We start from the raw sequence: 20,740 nt of genomic DNA, 5'->3' as shown, positions 1-20,740 counted from the left end.
GGTGAATGAAGAGGTAGTGCAGGCTTCGACTTCGGCCTGCTGCCATTCGCTCAATTTTTTTGAACCCCCACGCCCGCGCACGGCTCTGAACCCTTACCGCCACCAGCCTAAGGGAGCAAGGTCCGATGTCACGAAACGAGCCCTTCGAAAGCGTGCCCATGGCGAACGATCACCCGGAGCAGGCCGTCAGCCTGTCCCAGGCGCTGATGGCGCCGCGCATCGTGGTCGAAGACACCCAGCCGGTGCTTGAGTGCGGCACCTTTGCCGCCAAGGCCATCAGCGGCCAGCCGGTGGCGGTCAGCAGCAAGGTCTACAGCGACGGCCACGACCGCCTGGCGGTGATGCTCAACTGGCGCCAGGCCAACAGCCGCCGCTGGCACTGTGTGCCGATGCACTCGCCGGGCAACGACCTGTGGCTGGCCGAATTCACGCCCCTTGAACTGGGCCCGCACCTGTTCAGCATCGAGGCCTGGATCGACCCGTTCGCCACCTACTGCCATGACCTTGAGAAGAAGTACCACGCCGGTGTCGAGGTCAAGCTCGAACTGGAGGAGGGCAGGCAGCTGCTGGGTCAGGGTGCGGCGCGTAGCGAAGGCATGTTGCGCAGGGAGATCGAAGCTTTTCAGGCGCGCCTGCCGGGCCTGCCGGTGGACGACCAGGTGGCGCTGTTGCTGGGGGGCGAGGCCACGCGCCTGATGGTCGAGGCCGAGCACCGCAGCTACCTGACCCGCAGTGTCGAGTTCCCGCTCGATGTGGACCGCCCGGCAGCCCAGTTCGCCAGCTGGTACGAGCTGTTCCCGCGTTCGATCACCGACAGCCCAGAGCGCCACGGCACCTTCAACGACGTCCACGAACGCCTGCCGATGATCCGCGACATGGGCTTCGACGTGCTGTATTTCCCGCCGATCCACCCGATCGGCACCCAGTTCCGCAAGGGCCGCAACAATGCCCTGCGCGCCGAACCCGGCGATCCTGGCAGCCCCTATGCCATCGGCAGCCCCGAGGGTGGTCACGATGCCATTCACCCGCAACTGGGCACGCGCGAAGACTTTCGCCGGCTGGTCGCCGCCGCCGCCGAGCACGGCCTGGAGATCGCCCTGGACTTCGCCATTCAGTGTTCCCAGGACCACCCTTGGCTCAAGGAGCACCCCGGCTGGTTCAGCTGGCGCCCCGACGGCACCATTCGCTATGCCGAGAACCCGCCAAAGAAGTACCAGGACATCGTCAACGTCGATTTCTATGCCGCCGAGGCCGTGCCATCGCTGTGGCTGGCGTTGCGTGACGTCGTAGTCGGCTGGGTCGAGGAGGGCGTCAAGAGCTTCCGTGTCGACAACCCGCACACCAAGCCCCTGCCGTTCTGGCAATGGTTGATCGCCAATGTGCGCAGCCAGCACCCCGAGGTGATCTTCCTCGCCGAGGCTTTTACCAAGCCTGCGATGATGGCGCGCCTGGGCAAGGTCGGTTATGCCCAGAGCTACACCTACTTCACCTGGCGCAACACCAAGCAAGAGCTGCGCGAGTACTTCGAAGAGCTCAACCAACCGCCGTGGAGCCAGTGCTACCGGCCGAATTTTTTCGTCAATACGCCGGACATCAACCCCTTCTTCCTGCACACCTCGGGCCGCGCTGGTTTCCTGATTCGCGCAGCGCTGGCGACCATGGGCTCGGGGTTGTGGGGCATGTACTCGGGCTTCGAGCTGTGCGAGGCCACGCCGCTGCCGGGCAAGGAGGAATACATGGATTCGGAGAAGTACGAGATCCGCCCGCGCGACTTCACCCAGCCCGGCAACATCATCGCCGAGATCGCCCAGCTCAACCGCATCCGCCGGCAGAACCGCGCGCTGCAGACTCACCTGGGCGTGGCGTTCTTCAACTGCTGGAACGACAACATCCTGTACTTCGCCAAGCGCACGCCCGAGCGCGACAACTACATCCTGGTGGCGATCAGCCTCGACCCGCACAACGCCCAGGAAGCGAATTTCGAACTGCCGTTGTGGGAGCTGGGGCTGGATGACGATGCCGACACCGTGGGTGAAGACCTGATGAACGGGCATCGGTGGACCTGGCATGGCAAGACCCAGTGGATGCGCATCGAGCCTTGGCATCAGCCCTTCGGCATCTGGCGCATCGAAAAGGCCCGATAGAACGGCGCTGCCCCCTGTGTAGGAGCGGCCTTGTGTCGCGAAAGGGTCGCAACGCGACCCCCAGGATTTTAGCCGCACAGCAGATCGCTGGGGCTGCTTCGCAGCCCTTTCGCGACACAAGGCCGCTCCTACAAACAGGGGCCGTGCCGAACCAGGAACAGAAAGGAGTCGCACATGGCCAAGCGTTCCCGCCCGGCAGCCTTCATCGACGACCCGCTGTGGTACAAGGACGCCGTGATCTACCAGCTGCACGTCAAATCGTTCTTCGATGCCAACAACGACGGCATCGGCGATTTCGCCGGCCTGATCAGCAAGCTCGACTACATCGCCGCACTGGGCGTCAACACCCTCTGGTTGCTGCCGTTCTACCCCTCGCCACGGCGCGATGACGGCTATGACATCGCCGAATACAAGGCCGTGCACCCCGACTACGGCAGCATGGCCGATGCCCGGCGTTTCATCAGCGAGGCGCACAAGCGCGGCCTGCGGGTCATCACCGAGCTGGTCATCAACCACACCTCCGACCAGCACCGCTGGTTCCAGCGCGCCCGTCACGCCAAGCGCGGCAGCAAGGCGCGCGATTTCTACGTGTGGTCGGACGATGACCAGAAATACGACGGCACGCGGATCATTTTCCTCGACACCGAAAAGTCCAACTGGACCTGGGACCCGGTGGCCGGCCAGTACTTCTGGCACCGTTTCTATTCGCACCAGCCGGACCTGAACTTCGACAACCCGCAGGTGCTGAAAGCGGTGATCGGGGTCATGCGCTTCTGGCTCGACCTCGGGGTCGACGGCTTGCGCCTGGACGCCATCCCGTACCTGATCGAGCGCGACGGCACCCACAACGAGAACCTCCCCGAAACCCACCAGGTGCTCAAGGCGATCCGCGCCGAGATCGACGCCAACTACCCCGACCGCATGCTGTTGGCCGAGGCCAACCAGTGGCCCGAGGACACGCACCCCTACTTTGGGGAAGGCGAGGGCGACGAGTGCCACATGGCGTTCCACTTCCCGTTGATGCCACGCATGTACATGGCCTTGGCCATGGAGGACCGTTTTCCGATCACCGATATCCTGCGCCAGACCCCGGAAATCCCGGCCAAGTGCCAATGGGCGATCTTCCTGCGCAACCACGATGAACTGACCCTGGAGATGGTCACCGACCGCGAGCGCGACTACCTGTGGAACTACTACGCCGAAGACCGCCGCGCGCGCATCAACCTCGGCATCCGCCGCCGCCTGGCGCCCTTGCTGCAACGCGATCGCCGGCGTATCGAGCTGCTCACCAGCCTGCTGCTGTCGATGCCTGGCACGCCGACCCTGTACTACGGCGACGAGCTGGGCATGGGCGACAACATCTACCTGGGTGACCGCGATGGCGTGCGCACCCCGATGCAGTGGTCGCCGGACCGCAACGGCGGCTTCTCCCGGGCCGACCCGCAGCGCCTGGTGCTGCCACCGATCATGGACCCGCTGTACGGCTACCAGACCGTCAATGTCGAGGCCCAGGCCCATGACCCGCATTCGCTGCTGAACTGGAACCGCCGCCTGCTGGCGGTGCGCAACCAGCAGAAGGCCTTTGGCCGCGGCACCCTGCGCACGCTTACCCCGCGCAACCGGCGCATCCTCGCGTACCTGCGCGAATACACCGATGCCGAGGGCAACAGCGAAGTCATCCTGTGTGTCGCCAACGTTTCGCGCGCAGCGCAGGCTGCCGAGCTCGAACTGTCACAGTACGCCGACAAAGTACCGGTGGAGATGCTGGGCGGCAGCGCCTTCCCGCCGATCGGCCAGTTGCCGTTCCTGCTGACCTTGCCGCCCTATGCGTTCTACTGGTTCCTGCTGGCCGCGCACGACCGCATGCCCAGCTGGCACGTTCAACCGACTGAGGGATTGCCGGAATTGACCACATTGGTGTTGCGCAAACGCATGGAAGAACTGCTCGAAGCCCCTTCGCGCGACACCCTCGAAGGCTCGGTATTGCCGCAATACCTGCCCAAACGCCGTTGGTTCGCCGGCAAGGAGGGGCCGATCGACCAGGTGCGCCTCCGTTATGGCGTGCGCTTCGGCACGGCCAGCACGCCGGTGCTGTGGAGCGAGATCGAAGTGCTCGGTGATGGGGTGGCCAACCAGTACCAGCTGCCGTTCGGCTTCCTGCCTGAAGAGCACATCAACAGCGCGTTGCCGCAACAGCTGGCGCTGTCGCGGGTACGCCGCAGCCACCAGGTGGGCCTGATCACCGATGCCTTCGTGCTCGAACCCTTCATTCGCGCCGTGCTGCGTGCCTGCCAGGACGGCATGCGCCTGCCTTGCGGCAACGGTCAGGGCGAATTGCGCTTTGCCTGCACCGAACAACTGGCCAGGCTGGAACTCGATGAGCAGAGTGAAGTGCGCTACCTGAGCGCCGAGCAGTCCAACAGCTCGGTGGTGGTCGCCGATCGCCTGGTGCTCAAGCTGATCCGCCGGGTAAACCCAGGTACTCACCCGGAGCTGGAAATGAGTGCTTACCTGACGGCTGCCGGCTTTACCAATATCTCGCCGCTGCTGGCCTGGGTCAGCCGTGTGGACGAAAGCGACGCACCGCACCTGCTGATGATCGCCCAGGGCTACCTGAGCAACCAGGGCGATGCCTGGGCCTGGACCCAGAACACCCTGGAGCGGGCGATCCGTGACGAGATGGAGCCGACCCGCACTGATCCCGAAGCGCATACCGATGCCCTGGCCGAACTGAACGGATTCGCCGCCTTGCTTGGCCAACGCCTGGGTGAAATGCACCTGCTCCTGGCCGCGCCGAGTGAAGACGCGGCGTTCCAGCCGCAGGTCAGCGGTGGCCAGGACAGCGCGCGCTGGAGCAGGCAGATCAATGCAGAACTCACCCATGCGCTGGACCTGCTTGCCCAGCACCGCGATCAACTGGACAGCGACAGCCAGGCCCTGGTCGACGACCTGCAGGAGCAACGTGAGGGCCTCGTCCAGCACATTGAAAACCTCGCCAATCAGGCCCAGGGTGGCCTGTTGATGCGGGTGCACGGCGACCTGCACCTGGGGCAAGTGCTGGTGGTGCAGGGCGATGCCTACCTGATCGATTTCGAGGGTGAACCTTCACGCCCACTGGAGGAACGTCGGGCCAAGCACAGCCCGTACAAGGATGTCAGCGGCGTCCTGCGATCCTTCGACTATGCTGCTGCGATGATCCTGCGCAGCGCCTCGGCGGTAGACCTCTCCGAGGCAGCACGGCAGGCTCGTCAGCGGGTTGCCCGGCAGTACCTGCATCAGTCGCGTCACGCCTTCGTCGAAGCCTATGGCCTGGCCACCGCCGCCATGCCCCACGCCTGGCTGCAGGCCGAGGGCGAGCGCGCCGCACTGGAATTGTTCTGCCTGGAAAAAGCCGCCTACGAGATTACCTATGAAGCCGAGAACCGGCCAAGTTGGCTGGCCGTGCCTTTGCATGGCTTGCATGGATTGATCAGTACCTGGGGAGAGTCATAGATGAATGCAACTACGCGTGACAACGGTGGCCTTCGGCAGCGGGAGCTCGATGCCCTTGCCCGCGCCGAGCACGCCGATCCGTTTGCAGTACTGGGCCCCCATGGCGATGGTGCGGGTGGCAGCTGGGTGCGCGCCTTTCTGCCCGGTGCCTTGAATGCACGGGTACTCGCCCGGCAGGACGGGCGGGTGCTGGCCGAAATGGTGCAGGGCAGCCTGCCTGGGCTGTTCACCGCGCACCTGGATGAGGCACAGCCGTACCTGCTGCAGGTCGGCTGGGCCGGTGGCGAGCAGATTTCCGAAGATCCTTACAGCTTTGGCCCGCAACTGGGCGACATGGACCTTTACCTGTTCGCCGAGGGCAACCACCGCGACCTGTCCGGGCGCTTCGGCGCCCAGCCGATCGAGGTCGACGGCGTCCAGGGGGTGTGCTTCTCGGTGTGGGCACCGAACGCCCGGCGGGTTTCAGTGGTGGGCGAGTTCAACAACTGGGACGGCCGCCGCCACCCCATGCGCCTGCGTCACAGTGCCGGGGTCTGGGAGTTGTTCGTGCCGCGGCTGGGCGTGGGCGAAACCTACAAGTTCGAAGTGCTGGGCAAGGAGGGTGTGCTGCCGCTGAAGGCCGACCCGTTGGCCCGTGCGACTGAGCTGCCGCCCAGTACCGCATCGAAGGTGGCGGGTGAACTCAGCCATGACTGGCAGGACCAGGACTGGATGGAGCACCGCGCCCAGCGCCATGCCTACAGTGCACCGCTGTCGATCTACGAGCTGCACGTGGGCTCCTGGCGCTGCGAAATGAACGACCTGGGTGAAGTGGCGCGGTTCTACAACTGGCGTGAACTGGCCGAACGCCTGGTGCCGTATGTGCAGGAACTGGGGTTTACCCACATCGAACTGCTGCCGATCATGGAGCACCCGTTCGGCGGTTCGTGGGGCTACCAGCCGCTGTCGCTGTTCGCGCCGACCTCGCGATACGGCACCGCCGAGGACTTCGCCGCCTTCGTCGACGCCTGCCACCAGGGCGGCATTGGCGTGATTCTCGACTGGGTGCCCGCGCATTTCCCCACCGACGAACATGGCCTGGCGCGCTTCGATGGCACGGCACTGTATGAGTACGACAATCCCCATGAAGGTTTTCACCAGGACTGGAACACGCTGATCTACAACCTGGGCCGTAACGAGGTGCGCGGCTTCATGCTGGCGTCGGCGTTGCACTGGCTCAAGCACTTCCACATCGACGGCCTGCGTGTCGACGCGGTGGCCTCGATGCTGTACCGCGACTATTCGCGCAAGGCCGGCGAATGGGTGCCCAACCGCCATGGCGGGCGCGAAAATCTCGAAGCCATCGACTTCATCCGCCACCTCAACGGCGTGGCCGCCGTCGAGGCGCCAGGCGCGCTGATCATCGCCGAGGAATCCACGGCTTGGCCGGGCGTCAGCCAGCCGATCCAGCAGGGCGGGCTGGGCTTCGCCTACAAGTGGAACATGGGCTGGATGCACGACACCCTGCACTACATCCAGAACGACCCGGTGCATCGAACCTATCACCACAATGAGATGAGCTTCGGTCTGATCTACGCCTATTCCGAGTACTTCATCCTGCCGATCTCCCATGACGAGGTGGTGCACGGCAAGCACTCGCTGATCGACAAGATGCCAGGGGATCGTTGGCAGAAGTTCGCCAACCTGCGCGCCTACCTGACGTTCATGTGGACCCACCCGGGCAAGAAGCTGCTGTTCATGGGTTGCGAGTTCGGCCAGTGGCGCGAGTGGAACCATGATCACGAGCTGGACTGGTACCTGCTGCAGTATCCCGAGCATCAGGGTGTGCAGCGCCTGGTCGGTGACCTCAACCGGCTGTACCGCGAGCTGCCGGCGCTGCATGAGCAGGACTGCCAGCCCCAGGGTTTCCAGTGGCTGATCGGTGATGACGCGCACAACAGCGTGTATGCCTGGCTGCGCTGGAGCAGCCAGGGCGAGCCGCTGCTGGTGGTGGCCAACTTCACCCCGGTGCCGCGCGAGGGGTATCGGATTGGCGTGCCGTTCGGGGAGCGTTGGCAGGAGCTGCTCAACAGTGATGCCGGGCTGTATGCCGGATCGAACGTGGGCAACCTGGGGGCGGTGGAAAGCGAGGCGGTGGCCAGTCATGGGCAGCCGCTTTCGCTGGCCTTGAACCTGCCGCCGCTTGGGGTGTTGGTGATGAAGCCGGCCTGATCGTTTGTCTGTACCGGCCTCTTCGCGGGACAAGCCCGCTCCCACAGGTACCCCACAGTTATCAAGTACTGTGGGGTACCTGTGGGAGCGGGCTTGTCCCGCGAAGAGGCCGATCCTGCCTACCACCGCATCCGAACCCCAAGGCTCCCGATCAACCCATTCAAATCATTGCCATCCACATCACTGCTGTAATTGGCACTGAAGTACAACACATGTCTCTTGCACCTGATAGAAATGCCAGTTTATTTATTTTCATCGCCAGGTAGCATAAATCACTTGCAAATCGTTGGTCTTGATTGTCGAAAATCGTCATGAGGAAGCAAGGATGAGTACTTTACAGAGGCAGGCAGAGGCTGGTGCAAAACCTAATGCTCTGTACTTTTATCAGGGTGACGCTCTAGTCGTGGAAGTTTCTGGGCAGCACAGGAGGCAGATACTATGGGGGCAAGAGCAGGCACTGGCTCAAATCGAGAGTATACAGCCACCCAAGATGCTCCAAGTCGATCGCAATAATTCCGTTCTAAGCGTGGCGTCTGTTCCAATGGTTTATTCACCCTATGGTCATCTGGACCCTGAACAAACAACGGCATTGCTAGCATTTAATGGCCAGCGCCGCGATGCTGCGGCTCAGGGGTATCACTTGGGCAATGGGCACCGATTGCTAAGCTCGAGCCGATGCCGCTTTGGCAGTCCTGATGTGCTTAGTCCTTTTGGTGTCGGGGGGATAAATGCTTACGCTTATTGCTTGGGTGATCCGGTTAATAATATCGATCCATCAGGACATTTCAGTATTCGTGCCTGGCTCCGCACTAGTAAGGTTGCAGTCAATTATAGGCTGTGGAAAGCTGAGCGCATGAGTGATAGGGCGTTCAACATGACAGAGAAGCTCTACGGGTTAGAAAGGGGTATCGAGGCGACAACGGCGCATTTGAACAAGTACATTAAGACTGGAGGGGCCGAGTATAAAGCCGGGTACAAACGTAATATTCAGCTTGAATTTAGTCAAATAAGATACGCTGGAAAGACAAGGGTTCACTTCGAGAAATATCAACGTAAAATTGTTGAATTGGAGGCTATGGTGCTTGAAGGTAGTGGTGCGGCAATCGAGAAAACACCCCTCAAGGAGATGAGCAAGTCAGCATTTTCTGGTTTTATTTACGCGGAACAATTTCGAACGAGCGATTTCTGGCTTACTACGCGCCTCATTAATGTGCGATCTGGTCTAGAGCAGATGGGTGATGTGTTCAGAAGTCATCAGTTATTAACAAAAGGTAAGGGCATGAGGTATCTATTGCCAAAAATGCCTGATTGATTCCAAGTATGAAGTGAAGAGTTCAGAGCTGGATTAAAGTTATGTGTCACATTTGCTGTTGGTGAACCCGCTCAGTCTTCGCAGTGTGCCTGAGCGGGTCACATTTCAAAGGCCGATCCTGCCTACCACCGCATCCGAACCCCAAGGCTCCCAATCAGCCCATTCAGATCATTGCCATCCACATCACTGCTGTAATCGGCACTGACAAACAGCGCCACCGCCGGCGTCACCCGCGCCACCAGCCCCAAGCCCAGTTCCACCGTGGTCGAATAGCGCGAGCTGGAGATCTTGTCGACCTGGTCCAGCTTGACCTCGTCGGAATCGCTGAAGTCATACCAGACGTTGGTGCGCACATAGGGCTCGATCGGCATGCCGCGCAGGTCGTAGCTCCCGGACAACTTGGCGCCGACCCGGCCGCTCCAGGAGGGCTGGCTGTCGAATGCCTGCAAGGTTTCTTCCTGCACCTGATTACCCGGGAAGAAGCGCTGGTTGATCAACTGCGCCTGCGGCTCGATCACCCAGGTGCCCCCTAGGCGAATCGGGTAGCCGCCCTCCACGGAAAAGGTCATGGCATGACCGCTGTCGTTCAGGCGTTGGCCGCTGTCGCCACGGCCCATGACATCGATACGCGAGCCCATGGCCACGGCATCCAGGTGCCAGCCCTGCTCATGGGTCATGCTCCAGTACACGCCCAGGCTCTCGCCGCTGAGATTGACCGCATTGCGTTGCTTGTCGCCCAGCAAGGGACGCATCCCGCTGAAGCTGCTTTGCAGGTTGTTGTGACCCACGAAGATGCCCGCACGGTGCACATTACCGTCGGTGGTTTCACGCACGAACAGGTCTGGGCCGATCGTCAGTTGCTGGCTGGGCGCTTCCAATTGCTCGGGCGGCTGGGCCCCGGGCCGTGGGGTGGCCGGGAAGAACTGGGTCCACTGGCTGGCTATCAGGTCAGGCACCGCCTGGCCATGGCGCTCGCTCATCCTGTCGGTGAACGCGTTCAGGGTGCCCTGGCTCAGGCCGCTGACGGTGACCGGGTCGAGCGATAGCTGGGGCACGGCCGGTTGTTGCAGGAAACCGGAGGACATGGGGTCGTCCTGCAGGTCGAAGGCGAAGGTTTCCACCGGGGTTGCCAGAAGCATCGACGTGGAAACCGCGTAGAAAATACGATCGAAGCGCAACGGAATCGAAGTGCTTTTCATGGCGGATCTCCTCTGTTTTCTTGTTGTACAGCCCAAAGCCCTGGTCGGTTGTCACGAGCTGTACGGCAAAAACAGAGCGACGCAAACCATCACGCCAGCTTTCGCAAGCGCGCACGAAGGCGCGAGCTAAAGGCCCGGCACGAGTTTTCTACGACTAGGTAATAGTTCAGCTAAGGTGAGACGGGGGGTTGCGTCAAGAATGTGTTAAAAAATCGGACACCCCTTCTGTAAGGTGGTAATGCTTTGATTTCAATAGCAAAAGTGAGGGGGATAGTGGGGTTCGTTATTTGCCGCTGTGTGGCTATGCCGAATCATTGCTACAGCCTGACTTCCACGGCCAACGGCAGATGATCGGAGAGGTGGGTCCACGGTTTGTGACCGAGAATTCTGGGCGCATGGCTGTCGGCATTGCGCAGGTAGATACGGTCCAGGGCCAGTAATGGCAGGCGCGCCGGATACGTGCGCGCGAGCAATCCGTGGTGGCGTTCGAACGCCTCGTGCAGGTCGCGTTGCAGGCGCAGGGTGCGGTTGCCGCGCAGCTTCCAGTCGTTGAAATCACCGGCGATGATCACCGGGTCATCGCCTGGCAGTGCATCGAGCAGTTGGCGCAGCAGCTGCAATTGTTGTTGCCGGTGGCTTTCCAGCAACGACAGGTGCACGCAGATGGCATGCACCGGGCGCTGGCCAGGCACGTCGAGAATGCAGTGCAACAGGCCGCGCCGCTCGGGGCCGGTGATCGACACGTCGAGGTTGCGGTGCTCGATGATCGGGTACTTCGACAGCAGCGCGTTGCCGTGATGGCCGTCGGGGTAGACCGCATTGCGACCGTAGGCGAAGTCGCTCCACATGCTGTCGGCGAGAAACTCGTATTGCGAGGTCTGTGGCCAGCCGGGGTAGCGCGCGGCATGCCGGTCGTGGCTGCCGAGGACTTCCTGGAGAAACACGATATCGGCCTGGGTGCTGCGCACCGCTTCGCGCAGTTCGGGCAGGATGAAGCGTCGGTTGAAGGCCGTGAAGCCCTTGTGCGTATTGACCGTCAGCACCCGCAGCCGGTGCACGGCCGGGGCCTGGTTGACACGGGCGAAACCTGGACGGCCGGCTTCGGGGTTCACGGTGGCTCCTTGAATGAGGATGTGGTCTCTACCGGCCCCATCGCCGGCAAGCCGGCTCCCACAAGTACCCCACAGTGCTCAAGACCTGTGCTGTACCTGTGGGAGCCGGCTTGCCGGCGATAGGGCCGGTACAGGCCACAGATAACCTTGGGACAGGCGAAGGCCCCCGGGTTCAGTCTTCCTCGCGTTGCAACACCATCAGCAGAAACGAGCGCCCCTTGACCTCGAAGGTGGTGTCGAACTGCAAATGCTGCGGCTTGCGCATCTCTGGGCGGTCGGTGTCGACCAGGCAGCTCCAGTAGTCACCTTCCGGCACCGTCGGCAACTGGAAGGGCACCACATCATGGTGCGCGTTGACGATCAGCAGCATGGTCGCCTCCGAGCCCGGCCGGGCAATGCCACTGACCTGCGCGCGCCCGTCGATCAGCATGCCCAGGCAACGCCCATGGGGGTCTTCCCACTGCTCCACGGTCATCTCGCTGCCATCGGGCGCCAGCCAGGTCACATCCTTGACCCCGATGGCCTCGTTGTAGTCGCCCACCAGAAAGCGCGAGCGGCGCAGCACCGGGTAGGCCAGGCGCAGGCGGGTCAAGCGTTTGACGAATGCCAGCAGCGCTTTACCGTCCTCATCCAGGTCCCAGTTTATCCAGCCGATCTCGCTGTCCTGGCAGTAGGCATTGTTGTTGCCGTGCTGGGTACGGCTGAACTCATCGCCGGCGACGATCATCGGCGTGCCCTGGGCCAGCAGCAAGGTCGCGAAGTAGTTGCGCATCTGGCGCATGCGCAGGGCATTGATCTCGGGGTCGTCGGTGGGGCCTTCGACGCCGCAGTTCCACGACAGGTTGTTGTCGGTGCCGTCCTGGTTGTTCTCGTCGTTGTCCTCGTTGTGCTTGCTGTTGTACGACACCAGGTCGCGCAGGGTGAAGCCATCGTGGGCGGTGACGAAGTTGACCGAGGCATAGGGCCGTCGGCCACGGTTGTTGAACATGTCGCCCGAGGCGGTCATGCGCGAGGCGAAGTCGGCCAGCTGGCCTTCATCGCCTTTCCAGAAGGCGCGCACGGTGTCGCGAAAGCGATCGTTCCATTCCGCCCAGCCGGGTGCGAAGTTGCCCACCTGGTAGCCGCCCGGGCCGCAGTCCCAAGGCTCGGCAATGAGTTTGACCTGGCTGAGCATCGGGTCCTGGCGGCAGGCCACGAGGAAGCCGTGGCGTTCGCTGTAGCCGTCGTGGTAGCGACCCAGGATGGTCGCCAGGTCGAAGCGAAAGCCATCCACGTGCATTTCGCCGGCCCAGTAGCGCAGCGAATCGGTGACCAGCTGCAGGACGCACGGGTGGCTGAGGTCGAGGGTGTTGCCGGTGCCGGAATCGTTGATGTAGTAGCGTTTGTCGTCGGGCTTGAGCCGGTAGTAGGAGGCATTGTCGATACCGCGCATCGACAAGGTCGGGCCGCGTTCGTTGCCTTCGGCGGTGTGGTTGTAGACCACATCGAGAATCACCTCCAGGCCTGCGTCGTGCAGGTGCGCGACCATTTCCTTGAACTCGGCGATCTTGCCGCTGGCCAGGTAGCGCGGGTGGGGCGCGAAGAAGGCGATGCTGTTGTAGCCCCAGTAGTTGTTCAGGCCCTTGTCCAGCAGGTGCTGGTCGTTGACGAAGGCGTGGATCGGCAGCAGCTCGATGCTCGACACGCCAAGGTCCTTGATGTGCTTTAGCAGCTCATCGTTGGCCAAGCCGGCGAAGGTGCCGCGAAGTGCTTCGGGCACCGCGGGGTGGCGCATGCTGATGCCGCGGGCATGGGCTTCGTAGAGGATGGTGCGCTCCCACGGGACCAGCACGCGTTGGTCGCGGCCCCAGGTGAAGGCCGGGTCGATCACTTTGCATTTGGGTACGAAGGGTGCGCTGTCGCGTTCATCGAACGACAGGTCGCCGTCGGGGTGGCCGATGGTGTAGCCGAACAGCGCCTCGGACCATTTCAGGCTGCCGACCAGTTGCTTGGCGTAGGGGTCGATCAGCAGCTTGTTGGGGTTGAAGCGGTGGCCGTTCTGCGGTTCGTAGGGGCCGTGTACACGGTAGCCGTAGATCAGCCCGGGATGGGCGTCGGGCAAATAGCCGTGGTAGATCTCGTCGGTGTATTCGGGCAGCTCGATGCGTTCGATTTCCTGCTCGCCGCTGGCGTCGAACAGGCACAGTTCAACCTTGGTGGCGTTGGCCGAGAACAGGGCGAAGTTGACACCCAGGCCGTCCCAGGTGGCACCGAGTGGGAAGGGCATGCCTTCACGGATGCGCGACGGGGCGACGGAGCGGGTTTTCTTCGGGGTGCGGGGGCTCATGGCAGTCCTCGATTGGCCGGGGGGAAGGGGGGGCAGTAGCGGCCCCTATCGCCGGCTTGCCGGCGATAGGGCCGGGACAGGCTCAGCCGGCAGTGGGTTTCTTCACCGCCCTGGGCTTCTTCGCCGCTGCCGGTTTAGCCCCAGGCAAGGCGGCCACTTTCGGCTCGGCAGGGGCCTTGGGCTTGGCCGCTGCCTTCTTGCGTGGCGCCACCTTGGGCGCCAGCGCCTCGGCCTCGGCCAGCTTGCGCGCCATGTCCCAGTGGCGCTCCTCCTGGCCGGCGGGCTTACCCTCCGATTCCCAGATCTGGTAGGCGAATTCGCGAATACGTTTTTCTTCAACACTCATCATGACGCTCCTGATGCTCAAGATTGTTGTATCAACAAATTGACCGGAAACTCCGCCAGCACCGCGCGCAACATCAGCTCCTTTGAAGGGCTGACCGCGGCACTGGAGAAAAGTCCCGTCGAATTGGCAGGCGACAAGGCAAACGGCAAGATCACCCGGGTGTCGTCCCAGTTCTGCGCCGGGATCAACGGTGTCGTGGCGCCGCCCAACAGGCCGCTGGCCAGGCGCGGGGCGACGATGATGGCGCGCTGGCCTTCACCCAGGCGGGCGAACGCCAGCACCTTGTCGGCATGCCGGCCCTGCACGGTCAGTGGCAGGTAGGCACCGCGACGGAACAGCTCGGCGTGGGCCAGGCGGCAGTCCAGCACCCGGGCCACCAAGGCCTGCTTGATGCGGCCGTCTCGCCACTGGGCAAGCAGCTCGGCAGGCGCGGTGGCGTCGTCCAGGGTGCGACGCCTGGCAGCGTAGTCCACGGCGCTGCGGTTGTCCGGGTCGACCAGGCTGAAATCCCAGTATTCATTGCCCTGGTACAGGTCGGGCACGCCCGGCACGGTCATGCGCAGCAGGGCCTGGACCAGCCCGTTGAGCGCACCGGGACAGGCGATCAGTTGCGCGGCATCGGCCAGCGACTGGCGCAGTTGCTGGTTCTCGCGGCCTTGCAGCAGGCCATCGACATAGGCCGCGCAAGCCGCTTCGTAGGCTTCGTTCGGTGCGTTCCAGCTGCTGCGCAACTTGGCTTCACGCAGCGCCTTCTGCTGCCATTGGCGGATGCGTTCGGCATAGCCGCGCACCGCGTTGTCATCGTGCAGGTCCAGTGTCAGCGGCCAACTGCCGAGCAGGGTTTGCAGCAACATCAATTCATCACCCGGGCTCGGCGCCGGGCCATCGTCCAGCTGCTCGCGCAGCGGGGCCGCCAGCTCGCGCCAGTGTTCCACCCGGCTGGCCAGCCACGGGCCCCGCTCGCTCAATACCGCCAGGCGCGCACGGGTGTCTTCGCCGCGCTTGTGGTCGTGGGTGGCGGTGGCCAGCAAGCTGTCGGGGAAGTCACGCAGACGGCGCTGGGCTTCGTTGTGGAAGTACTCGGGGCCGGCACTGAAACGCTCGGCTTCGAAGCCGACGTCGTTGCGCGACAGCAGCCGCGCCGAGCGGTAGAAGGCGGTGTCTTCCACCGCCTTGGCCGCACTGGGTGCGGTCAGCTGCTGGAAGCGCACGCAGGCATGGCGCAGGTGCTTGCGTGGCCGGCCGGGGGGCAGTTGGCGCCAGGGCTGGCCGCCCAGCCACTGGGCCAGTTGATCGAGCAACGGCCAGTCGGCCTCGGCCAGGTCGTGGCGGGCATTGGTCAGCGCCTGCTGGAAGAATTTTTCGTCCTCGGCCGGACGGCCGCAGGCATTGAAGTAGGTGCGGTACACCGGGTAGTGCGCGACCAGTGCCTGCAGCGCCCGGCGGATGGCGCCGAGGGTCAGGTCGCGGGTCATCAGGTCATCGCGGGCCACCTGCAGCAGCGCCAGGGCCACCGATTCGCAGTCGCCGGCCAGGCTGGCGTTGAGCACCAGGTGGCGGGCCTGACGTACTTCTTCGGCAAACTCGGGGCGTTCGCTGACGGTGCTCCAGAGCTCGGTCAGTGGCGCTTCGCCGGCAGGGTCGTGCTGCAGCAGCGACACCTGGTTCATGAATTCGTAGCCGGTGGTGCCGTCGGTGAGCCAGTCGCGGTGCAGGTGTTCGTCGCTACCCAGGATCTTTTCCACATAGATCGGGAAATGCTCCGCAGCCGCTGACAGCGGCCGCCTGCCGAGCAGCGCAGTCACGCGCCGGCGCAGCTTGCGGCAGTACCCGCGTGGGTCGGCCAAACCGTCGATATGGTCGATGCGCAAGCCGTCCACCAGGCCACGCTCGATCAGCTCGAACAGCTTGGCGTGGGTCGCTTCGAACACCACTGCGCGCTCTACCCGCAAGCCACCCAGTTCGTTGATGTCGAAAAATCGCCGCCAGTTGATGTCGTCGGCGGCGGTGCGCCAGCTGGCCAGGCGATAGCTCTGGCGCTCCAGCAGCAGGTGCAGGCGCTTGAAGCCGTCTTCGCTGCGGCTGTCGAAGGCCCTCAGGGCGGACTGCAGGTCGGCGCCTTCGGCCACCAGGCGTGCCAGCTCGGCGTGCAAGTGCTGGGCGCTGGACAGGGGCGCGGCGTCCTCGTGCAGGGCGGTGAAATGCGCAGCCAGCGCCTGCAGGGCAGGCTCCGGGCTCAGGGACAGTATCCAGCCGTAGTCGACCGGGCAGATCGGGAAGCGGTGGTCGTAGTGGGCGATCTGCAGCACGCCATGCTGGGCATCGAACTGCAGCGGGATCTCACCGTGCTTCAGCGCCAGGCCATATTCGCTGGCGAGAAAGGGCAGTAACAGCTGGCCAGCCAGCAAGGGGTCGCTGGAATGCCACTGGATATCGAAGAATTCGGCATACGGGCTGCGCCGGCCCCAGGCCAGCAGGCTCTGCCACCACGGGTTGTCGGCGCCGCCCACGGCCATGTGATTGGACACGGTGTCGAGGATCAGCCCCATGCCGTGCTGGCGCAGGGCGGTCACCAGGCGCTCCAGCGCGGCCTCGCCACCGAGCTCCGGGTTGACCTGGGTCGGGTCGACGACATCGTAGCCGTGGCGCGAGCCGGCGCGCGCCTTGAGGATCGGCGAGGCGTACACATGGCTGATGCCCAGCTGGGCGAAGTAGGGCACCAGCGGCACGGCATGGTCGAGCGTGAAGTCGCTGTGCAGTTGCAGGCGCACGGTCGCGGTCAGTGGCTTCATCGGTCACGCTCCCAGGCTTGTTCGCGGGCTTGGGCCAGCAGCTCCAGGCGGCGAGCGGCGTCTTCGTCGTCGAGCAGTTCAGCCACGGGCGCGGCGAAGCGCCGACGCCAGTTGGGATGGCCTTGGGTAGTCCCCGGCAGGTTGGGTTGCTCATCGCTGCCGAGCAGGTCTTCCAGCGGAATCAGCACCAACGGGGCGCGGGTATGGCCGACGTAACGGATGGCGGCATCGATCAAGGCATCGTTGTCCGCTTGCGGGCCGTAGTTGGCTTCCAGGGTACGGCGCAGGCCGTCTCGCTCCTTCTGCCGTTCGTGCCGCCAGTGCAGCTCGCTGGTGGCGTCGATCAGTTGCAGGCGCTGGTTCCAGTCGATGTCGCGACTCTGCAGCCAGCCGGCCAGCGGTGCCAGGTCGTGGGTGCCGGTGGTGGCCAGGGCGTTGTCCGGCCAGTCGAGGATCGGTTTGAAGTGCCCGGGCTGGGTCTGTTCGAAGGGCAGTACACGCATGCCCAAAACCGCTTTGTCGGCCAGCTGTTCGCGCAGGCCTTCGGGCACCGTGCCAAGGTCTTCGCCGAGGATGATCGCCTGGTGGCGCACTGACTCCAGGGCCAGCAGGCGCAGCAGGTCTTGCAGCGGATAGTGGAGGTAGGCGCCTTCGCTGGGCTTGCAGCCACGCGGGATTAGCCACAGCCGGCGCAGGCCCATCACATGGTCGATGCGCAGGCCGCCCGCGTGCGCCAGGTTAGCCCGCAGCATTTCGATGAAGGCGCGATAGCCATTGCGCTTGAGGCCTTCGGGCGAGAACGCGCAGATGCCCCAGTCTTGCCCGGTGCGGTTGAGGATGTCGGGTGGCGCGCCGACCTTGAGGTTGGCCAGCAGCTCGTCCTGGCGGCTCCAGGCCTGGCTGCCGGCACCGTCGGCGCCCACCGCCAGGTCGGCGATCAGGCCGACCGCCATGCCATTGCTGCGCGCGGCCTCCTGGGCGCGTTGCAGGCTGCGTTCGGTCAGCCATTGGCAAAAGGCGTGGAACTCGACCTTGGCCGGGTAGGCGTCGGCGAAGGCTTCGACTTCAGGGTGGTAAGGGTCGTGCCAGGCGCTGGGCCAGTTGCGCCAGTCGCCGCCCAGGCCATGGTCGACGGCTTGCGCCTGCAGCACTTCGAAACGGCAATGGTGCTCCAGCGCCTGGCCTGCCGCCTCGCGGTAGCTGTCGAAATCCTTGCGCAACGGGTGCTCGCCCTGGCTGAAGTCCTGGTACAGCGCTTCGAGCAGGTGGAGCCGGGCGTTGGCAGCCCGTGGCCAGTCCACCAGCGGGCGCTGTTCCAGGTCTTCGAGGGTTTCTTCCAGGCCGCAGGCCTCGATGGCCATGCGCACGGCACGCTCGCCGAGAATGGCTGCGGGGCTGGCATAGAGGGTATTGAGCAGCAGGCGGCTGGACGGTGAATAGGGGCTGTAGTGCAGTTGATCGACCGCCGACAGGGCATGGATCGGGCTGATGGCCAAGGCATCGGCCCCGCGCTCGGCGGCGCTGCGGGCCAGTTGCTCCAGCGCCAGGCAGTCGCCAAAGCCGCCGTCGCCCGTGCGGCGCAGGCTGTACAGCTGCACGGCAAGGCCCCAGCAGCGCGGCGGTGGCGGCTGCACGGCGTCTTCCAGGCCATGGCAGCGCAGCGGCGCCACGGCCAGGGTGAAGCTGCGGCCGTCGATAGCGACCTGGTGGTAGCCGATGGGCAGCTCGCCCGGCAGGCGCGCCTGGGCGTCGAGCGCGACGCTGCGCTGGCTGCCATCCTCCAGCGTGCACTGTACGGCGCTGGCGGGCTTGAAGTAGTGAGCCAGCGCGAGTGGCTGGCCAACGTCGGCGGTCAGCAGTGGCGGCAGGTGCTGGCGGTCCTCGGCGGTTTCCACCGCTTGCAGGCTGCTGCGCAGGGCGCTGTCGTCGGCGGCCGGGTGGCCGAGGCCTTCGAGGACCTTGCGCAGCACTTCATCGGTCACCTGCTGCGGGCGGTTGTTGGCGTCGATCCAGTCGCGGGCCAGGCCGACACGGGCGGCCAGGCGGTGCAGGACGGTTTCGCTCATGGGCTCTCCTGGCCAGGTGCAAGCAGGCTGACCACGCAGCTGTAGGCAGACAGCGTGGTGTCGGGGTGCTGGGTGTCGCTGCTGTCGAACAGGCGGTTTTCGGCGGCGGGCAACGCGACCGCCTGCGCAGTGGCAGCCAGGTTCAGGTCGATGCGCAAGGTATTGCCATCGCCCAGGCGCCAGCGTGCGGTCAAGGCCTTGTCGCCCAGCACCTCGGCGCCCAGCGCGCGGCTGCCGGGCAGGTGTGGGATGACGTGGCGCCGGCGCAGCGCGAGCAGCTGTTGATAAAGGCCATGCCAGCCGGCAATGACCTCCTGGCGCTGTGGCCGTGAGGCTTCGAAGGTCTGTTCGGCATTGGGGTCGGGAATGCGCTCGCGCTGTGCGGGGTCGGCGAAGGCATTGAAGTGGGCGAACTCGCCACGGCGGCCTTCGCGCACGGCATCGGCCAGTTCGTCGTGGAAGTCGGTGAAGAACAGGAACGGCCGGCAACTGCCGTCGTCGTCGCCCATGAACAACAGCGGGATCATCGGTGCCAGCAGCAACAGACCGGTCGCGGCCCTCAGGGCTGGCGGCGGGCACAGGCGCGTGAGGCGCTCGCCCAGGGCGCGGTTGCCGATCTGGTCGTGGTTCTGCAGGAACAACACGAATGAACTGGGCGCCAGGTGGCCGCTGGGTTCGCCGCGTGGCGTGCCGTGGCGGTTGGCCTGGCCCTGGAACACGAAGCCTTCGGCCAGGCAGCGGGCCAACTGGTCGATGGGCCGTTGCTGGTAGTCGGCGTAGTAGCCTTCGGTTTCGCCGGTCAGCAGCACGTGCAGGGCATTGTGGCCGTCATCGTTCCACTGGGCATCGAAGCCCTGTTCGAGCAACGCGGCCTGATTGTGCTCGTTCTCCAGCACCAGCCAGACGTGCCGGCCGGGTTCCACGGCGGCGCGCACCCGCTGGGCCAGCTCGACGAGAAAGTCGGGCTGGTCGATGGCGTGCACCGCGTCCAGGCGAAGACCGTCGCAGCGGTAGTCGCACAGCCACATCAGGGCGTTCTGAATGAAGTACTCGCGCACCTGGGGGCGGCGAAAATCGATGGCGGCGCCCCAGGGCGTCTGCCGGTCCTCGCGAAAGAACGGGCTGGCGTACTGGTGCAGGTAATTGCCGTCGGGGCCGAAATGGTTGTAGACCACGTCCACCAGCACCATCAGGCCCTGGCCGTGGGCGCTGTCGACCAGCGTGCACAGTTGCTCGGGGCTGCCGTAACTGTGCTGCGGTGCATAAGGCAGTACGCCGTCATATCCCCAGTTGCGCTCGCCGGGGAACTGCCCGAGGGGCATCAGCTCGATGGCGCTGATGCCCAGCTCGGCCAGGCGCGGCAAATGCCGGGCAACCCCGTCGTAGCCATCGAGCACACCGACGTGCAGCTCCTGGATCACCGCTTCGTGCCACGGGCGCCCCTGCCAGGGGTGTTGCCAGGCATAGGCCTGGGTGTCGACCAGCTGGCTCGGTCCCTGCACACCTTCGGGCTGGTAGCGCGACGCCGGATCGGCCACCTGCAATTGGCCGTCGATGCGGTAGTAGTAACGGTCACCGGCCTGACACGGGGCAACCCCCGTGTACCAGCCATCGTCATCGGGTAGCAGCGCGATGGCCGGCTGCTGCTCCAGTTCCAAGCTCACGCTGCGCGCGTCGGGCGCCCACAGGGCGAAGCGCGCCGACGTGGCGTCCAATAGGTGTGCGCCATGCCTGTGCATC

At 64.3% G+C, this 20,740-nt stretch carries 11 protein-coding genes; 4 read left to right on the top strand and 7 right to left on the bottom strand.

Translation table 11 applies throughout. The features are described from left to right. Positions 1 to 125 precede the first annotated feature (125 nt). The 4 genes from ACIPZG_RS25390 (at position 126) to ACIPZG_RS25375 (ending at position 9,159) form a co-directional block, all read left to right on the top strand. Complete coding sequence (locus tag ACIPZG_RS25390) at positions 126 to 2,144, top strand: alpha-1,4-glucan--maltose-1-phosphate maltosyltransferase (RefSeq protein WP_400718035.1); 2,019 nt, start codon at positions 126 to 128, stop codon at positions 2,142 to 2,144. A 174-nt stretch (positions 2,145 to 2,318) separates the two neighbouring features. Continuing rightward, the gene (gene treS, locus ACIPZG_RS25385) at positions 2,319 to 5,636 is read left to right on the top strand and encodes a maltose alpha-D-glucosyltransferase (protein ID WP_400718033.1); all 3,318 of its coding nucleotides are present in this window, start codon (positions 2,319 to 2,321) and stop codon (positions 5,634 to 5,636) included. After that, positions 5,637 to 7,847: a 1,4-alpha-glucan branching protein GlgB gene (glgB, locus tag ACIPZG_RS25380; RefSeq protein ID WP_400718031.1), complete on the top strand. Its 2,211-nt coding sequence runs from the start codon at positions 5,637 to 5,639 to the stop codon at positions 7,845 to 7,847. 325 nt (positions 7,848 to 8,172) lie between these two features. Then, positions 8,173 to 9,159 (top strand): RHS repeat-associated core domain-containing protein, encoded by a 987-nt coding sequence (locus tag ACIPZG_RS25375; RefSeq protein ID WP_400718028.1) that lies wholly within the window; start codon positions 8,173 to 8,175, stop codon positions 9,157 to 9,159. 122 nt (positions 9,160 to 9,281) lie between these two features. Here the strand turns inward: ACIPZG_RS25375 and ACIPZG_RS25370 are convergent, their stop codons facing one another. The 7 genes from ACIPZG_RS25370 to treZ all read right to left on the bottom strand — a co-directional run bounded on the left by ACIPZG_RS25370 (position 9,282) and on the right by treZ (position 20,739). Further along, on the bottom strand, positions 9,282 to 10,358 hold the full coding sequence (locus ACIPZG_RS25370; protein WP_400718026.1) for an autotransporter domain-containing protein: 1,077 nt from the start codon (positions 10,356 to 10,358) through the stop codon (positions 9,282 to 9,284). Positions 10,359 to 10,675: 317 nt separating this feature from the next. Further along, entirely contained in the window at positions 10,676 to 11,470 is a 795-nt protein-coding gene (locus tag ACIPZG_RS25365) for an endonuclease/exonuclease/phosphatase family protein (RefSeq protein ID WP_400718024.1), read from the bottom strand. 172 nt (positions 11,471 to 11,642) lie between these two features. Further along, complete coding sequence (gene glgX / locus ACIPZG_RS25360; RefSeq protein ID WP_400718022.1) at positions 11,643 to 13,796, bottom strand: glycogen debranching protein GlgX; 2,154 nt, start codon at positions 13,794 to 13,796, stop codon at positions 11,643 to 11,645. An 82-nt stretch (positions 13,797 to 13,878) separates the two neighbouring features. Next, complete coding sequence (locus ACIPZG_RS25355; protein ID WP_400718019.1) at positions 13,879 to 14,145, bottom strand: DUF2934 domain-containing protein; 267 nt, start codon at positions 14,143 to 14,145, stop codon at positions 13,879 to 13,881. Positions 14,146 to 14,159: 14 nt separating this feature from the next. Further along, positions 14,160 to 16,934, bottom strand: coding sequence for a malto-oligosyltrehalose synthase (locus ACIPZG_RS25350; RefSeq protein ID WP_400718017.1), 2,775 nt, complete (start codon positions 16,932 to 16,934; stop codon positions 14,160 to 14,162). Further along, entirely contained in the window at positions 16,931 to 19,000 is a 2,070-nt protein-coding gene (malQ, locus tag ACIPZG_RS25345; RefSeq protein ID WP_400718015.1) for a 4-alpha-glucanotransferase, read from the bottom strand. The genes ACIPZG_RS25350 and malQ overlap by 4 nt, the downstream gene beginning before the upstream one ends. Further along, positions 18,997 to 20,739 (bottom strand): malto-oligosyltrehalose trehalohydrolase, encoded by a 1,743-nt coding sequence (gene treZ, locus ACIPZG_RS25340; protein ID WP_400718012.1) that lies wholly within the window; start codon positions 20,737 to 20,739, stop codon positions 18,997 to 18,999. Before treZ ends, malQ begins: the two co-directional genes overlap by 4 nt. Position 20,740 lies beyond the last annotated feature (1 nt).

Source organism: Pseudomonas sp. NPDC089395, from assembly GCF_044749525.1.
GTDB lineage: Bacteria > Pseudomonadota > Gammaproteobacteria > Pseudomonadales > Pseudomonadaceae > Aquipseudomonas.
This window is presented reverse-complemented; position numbering and strand designations above follow the sequence as displayed.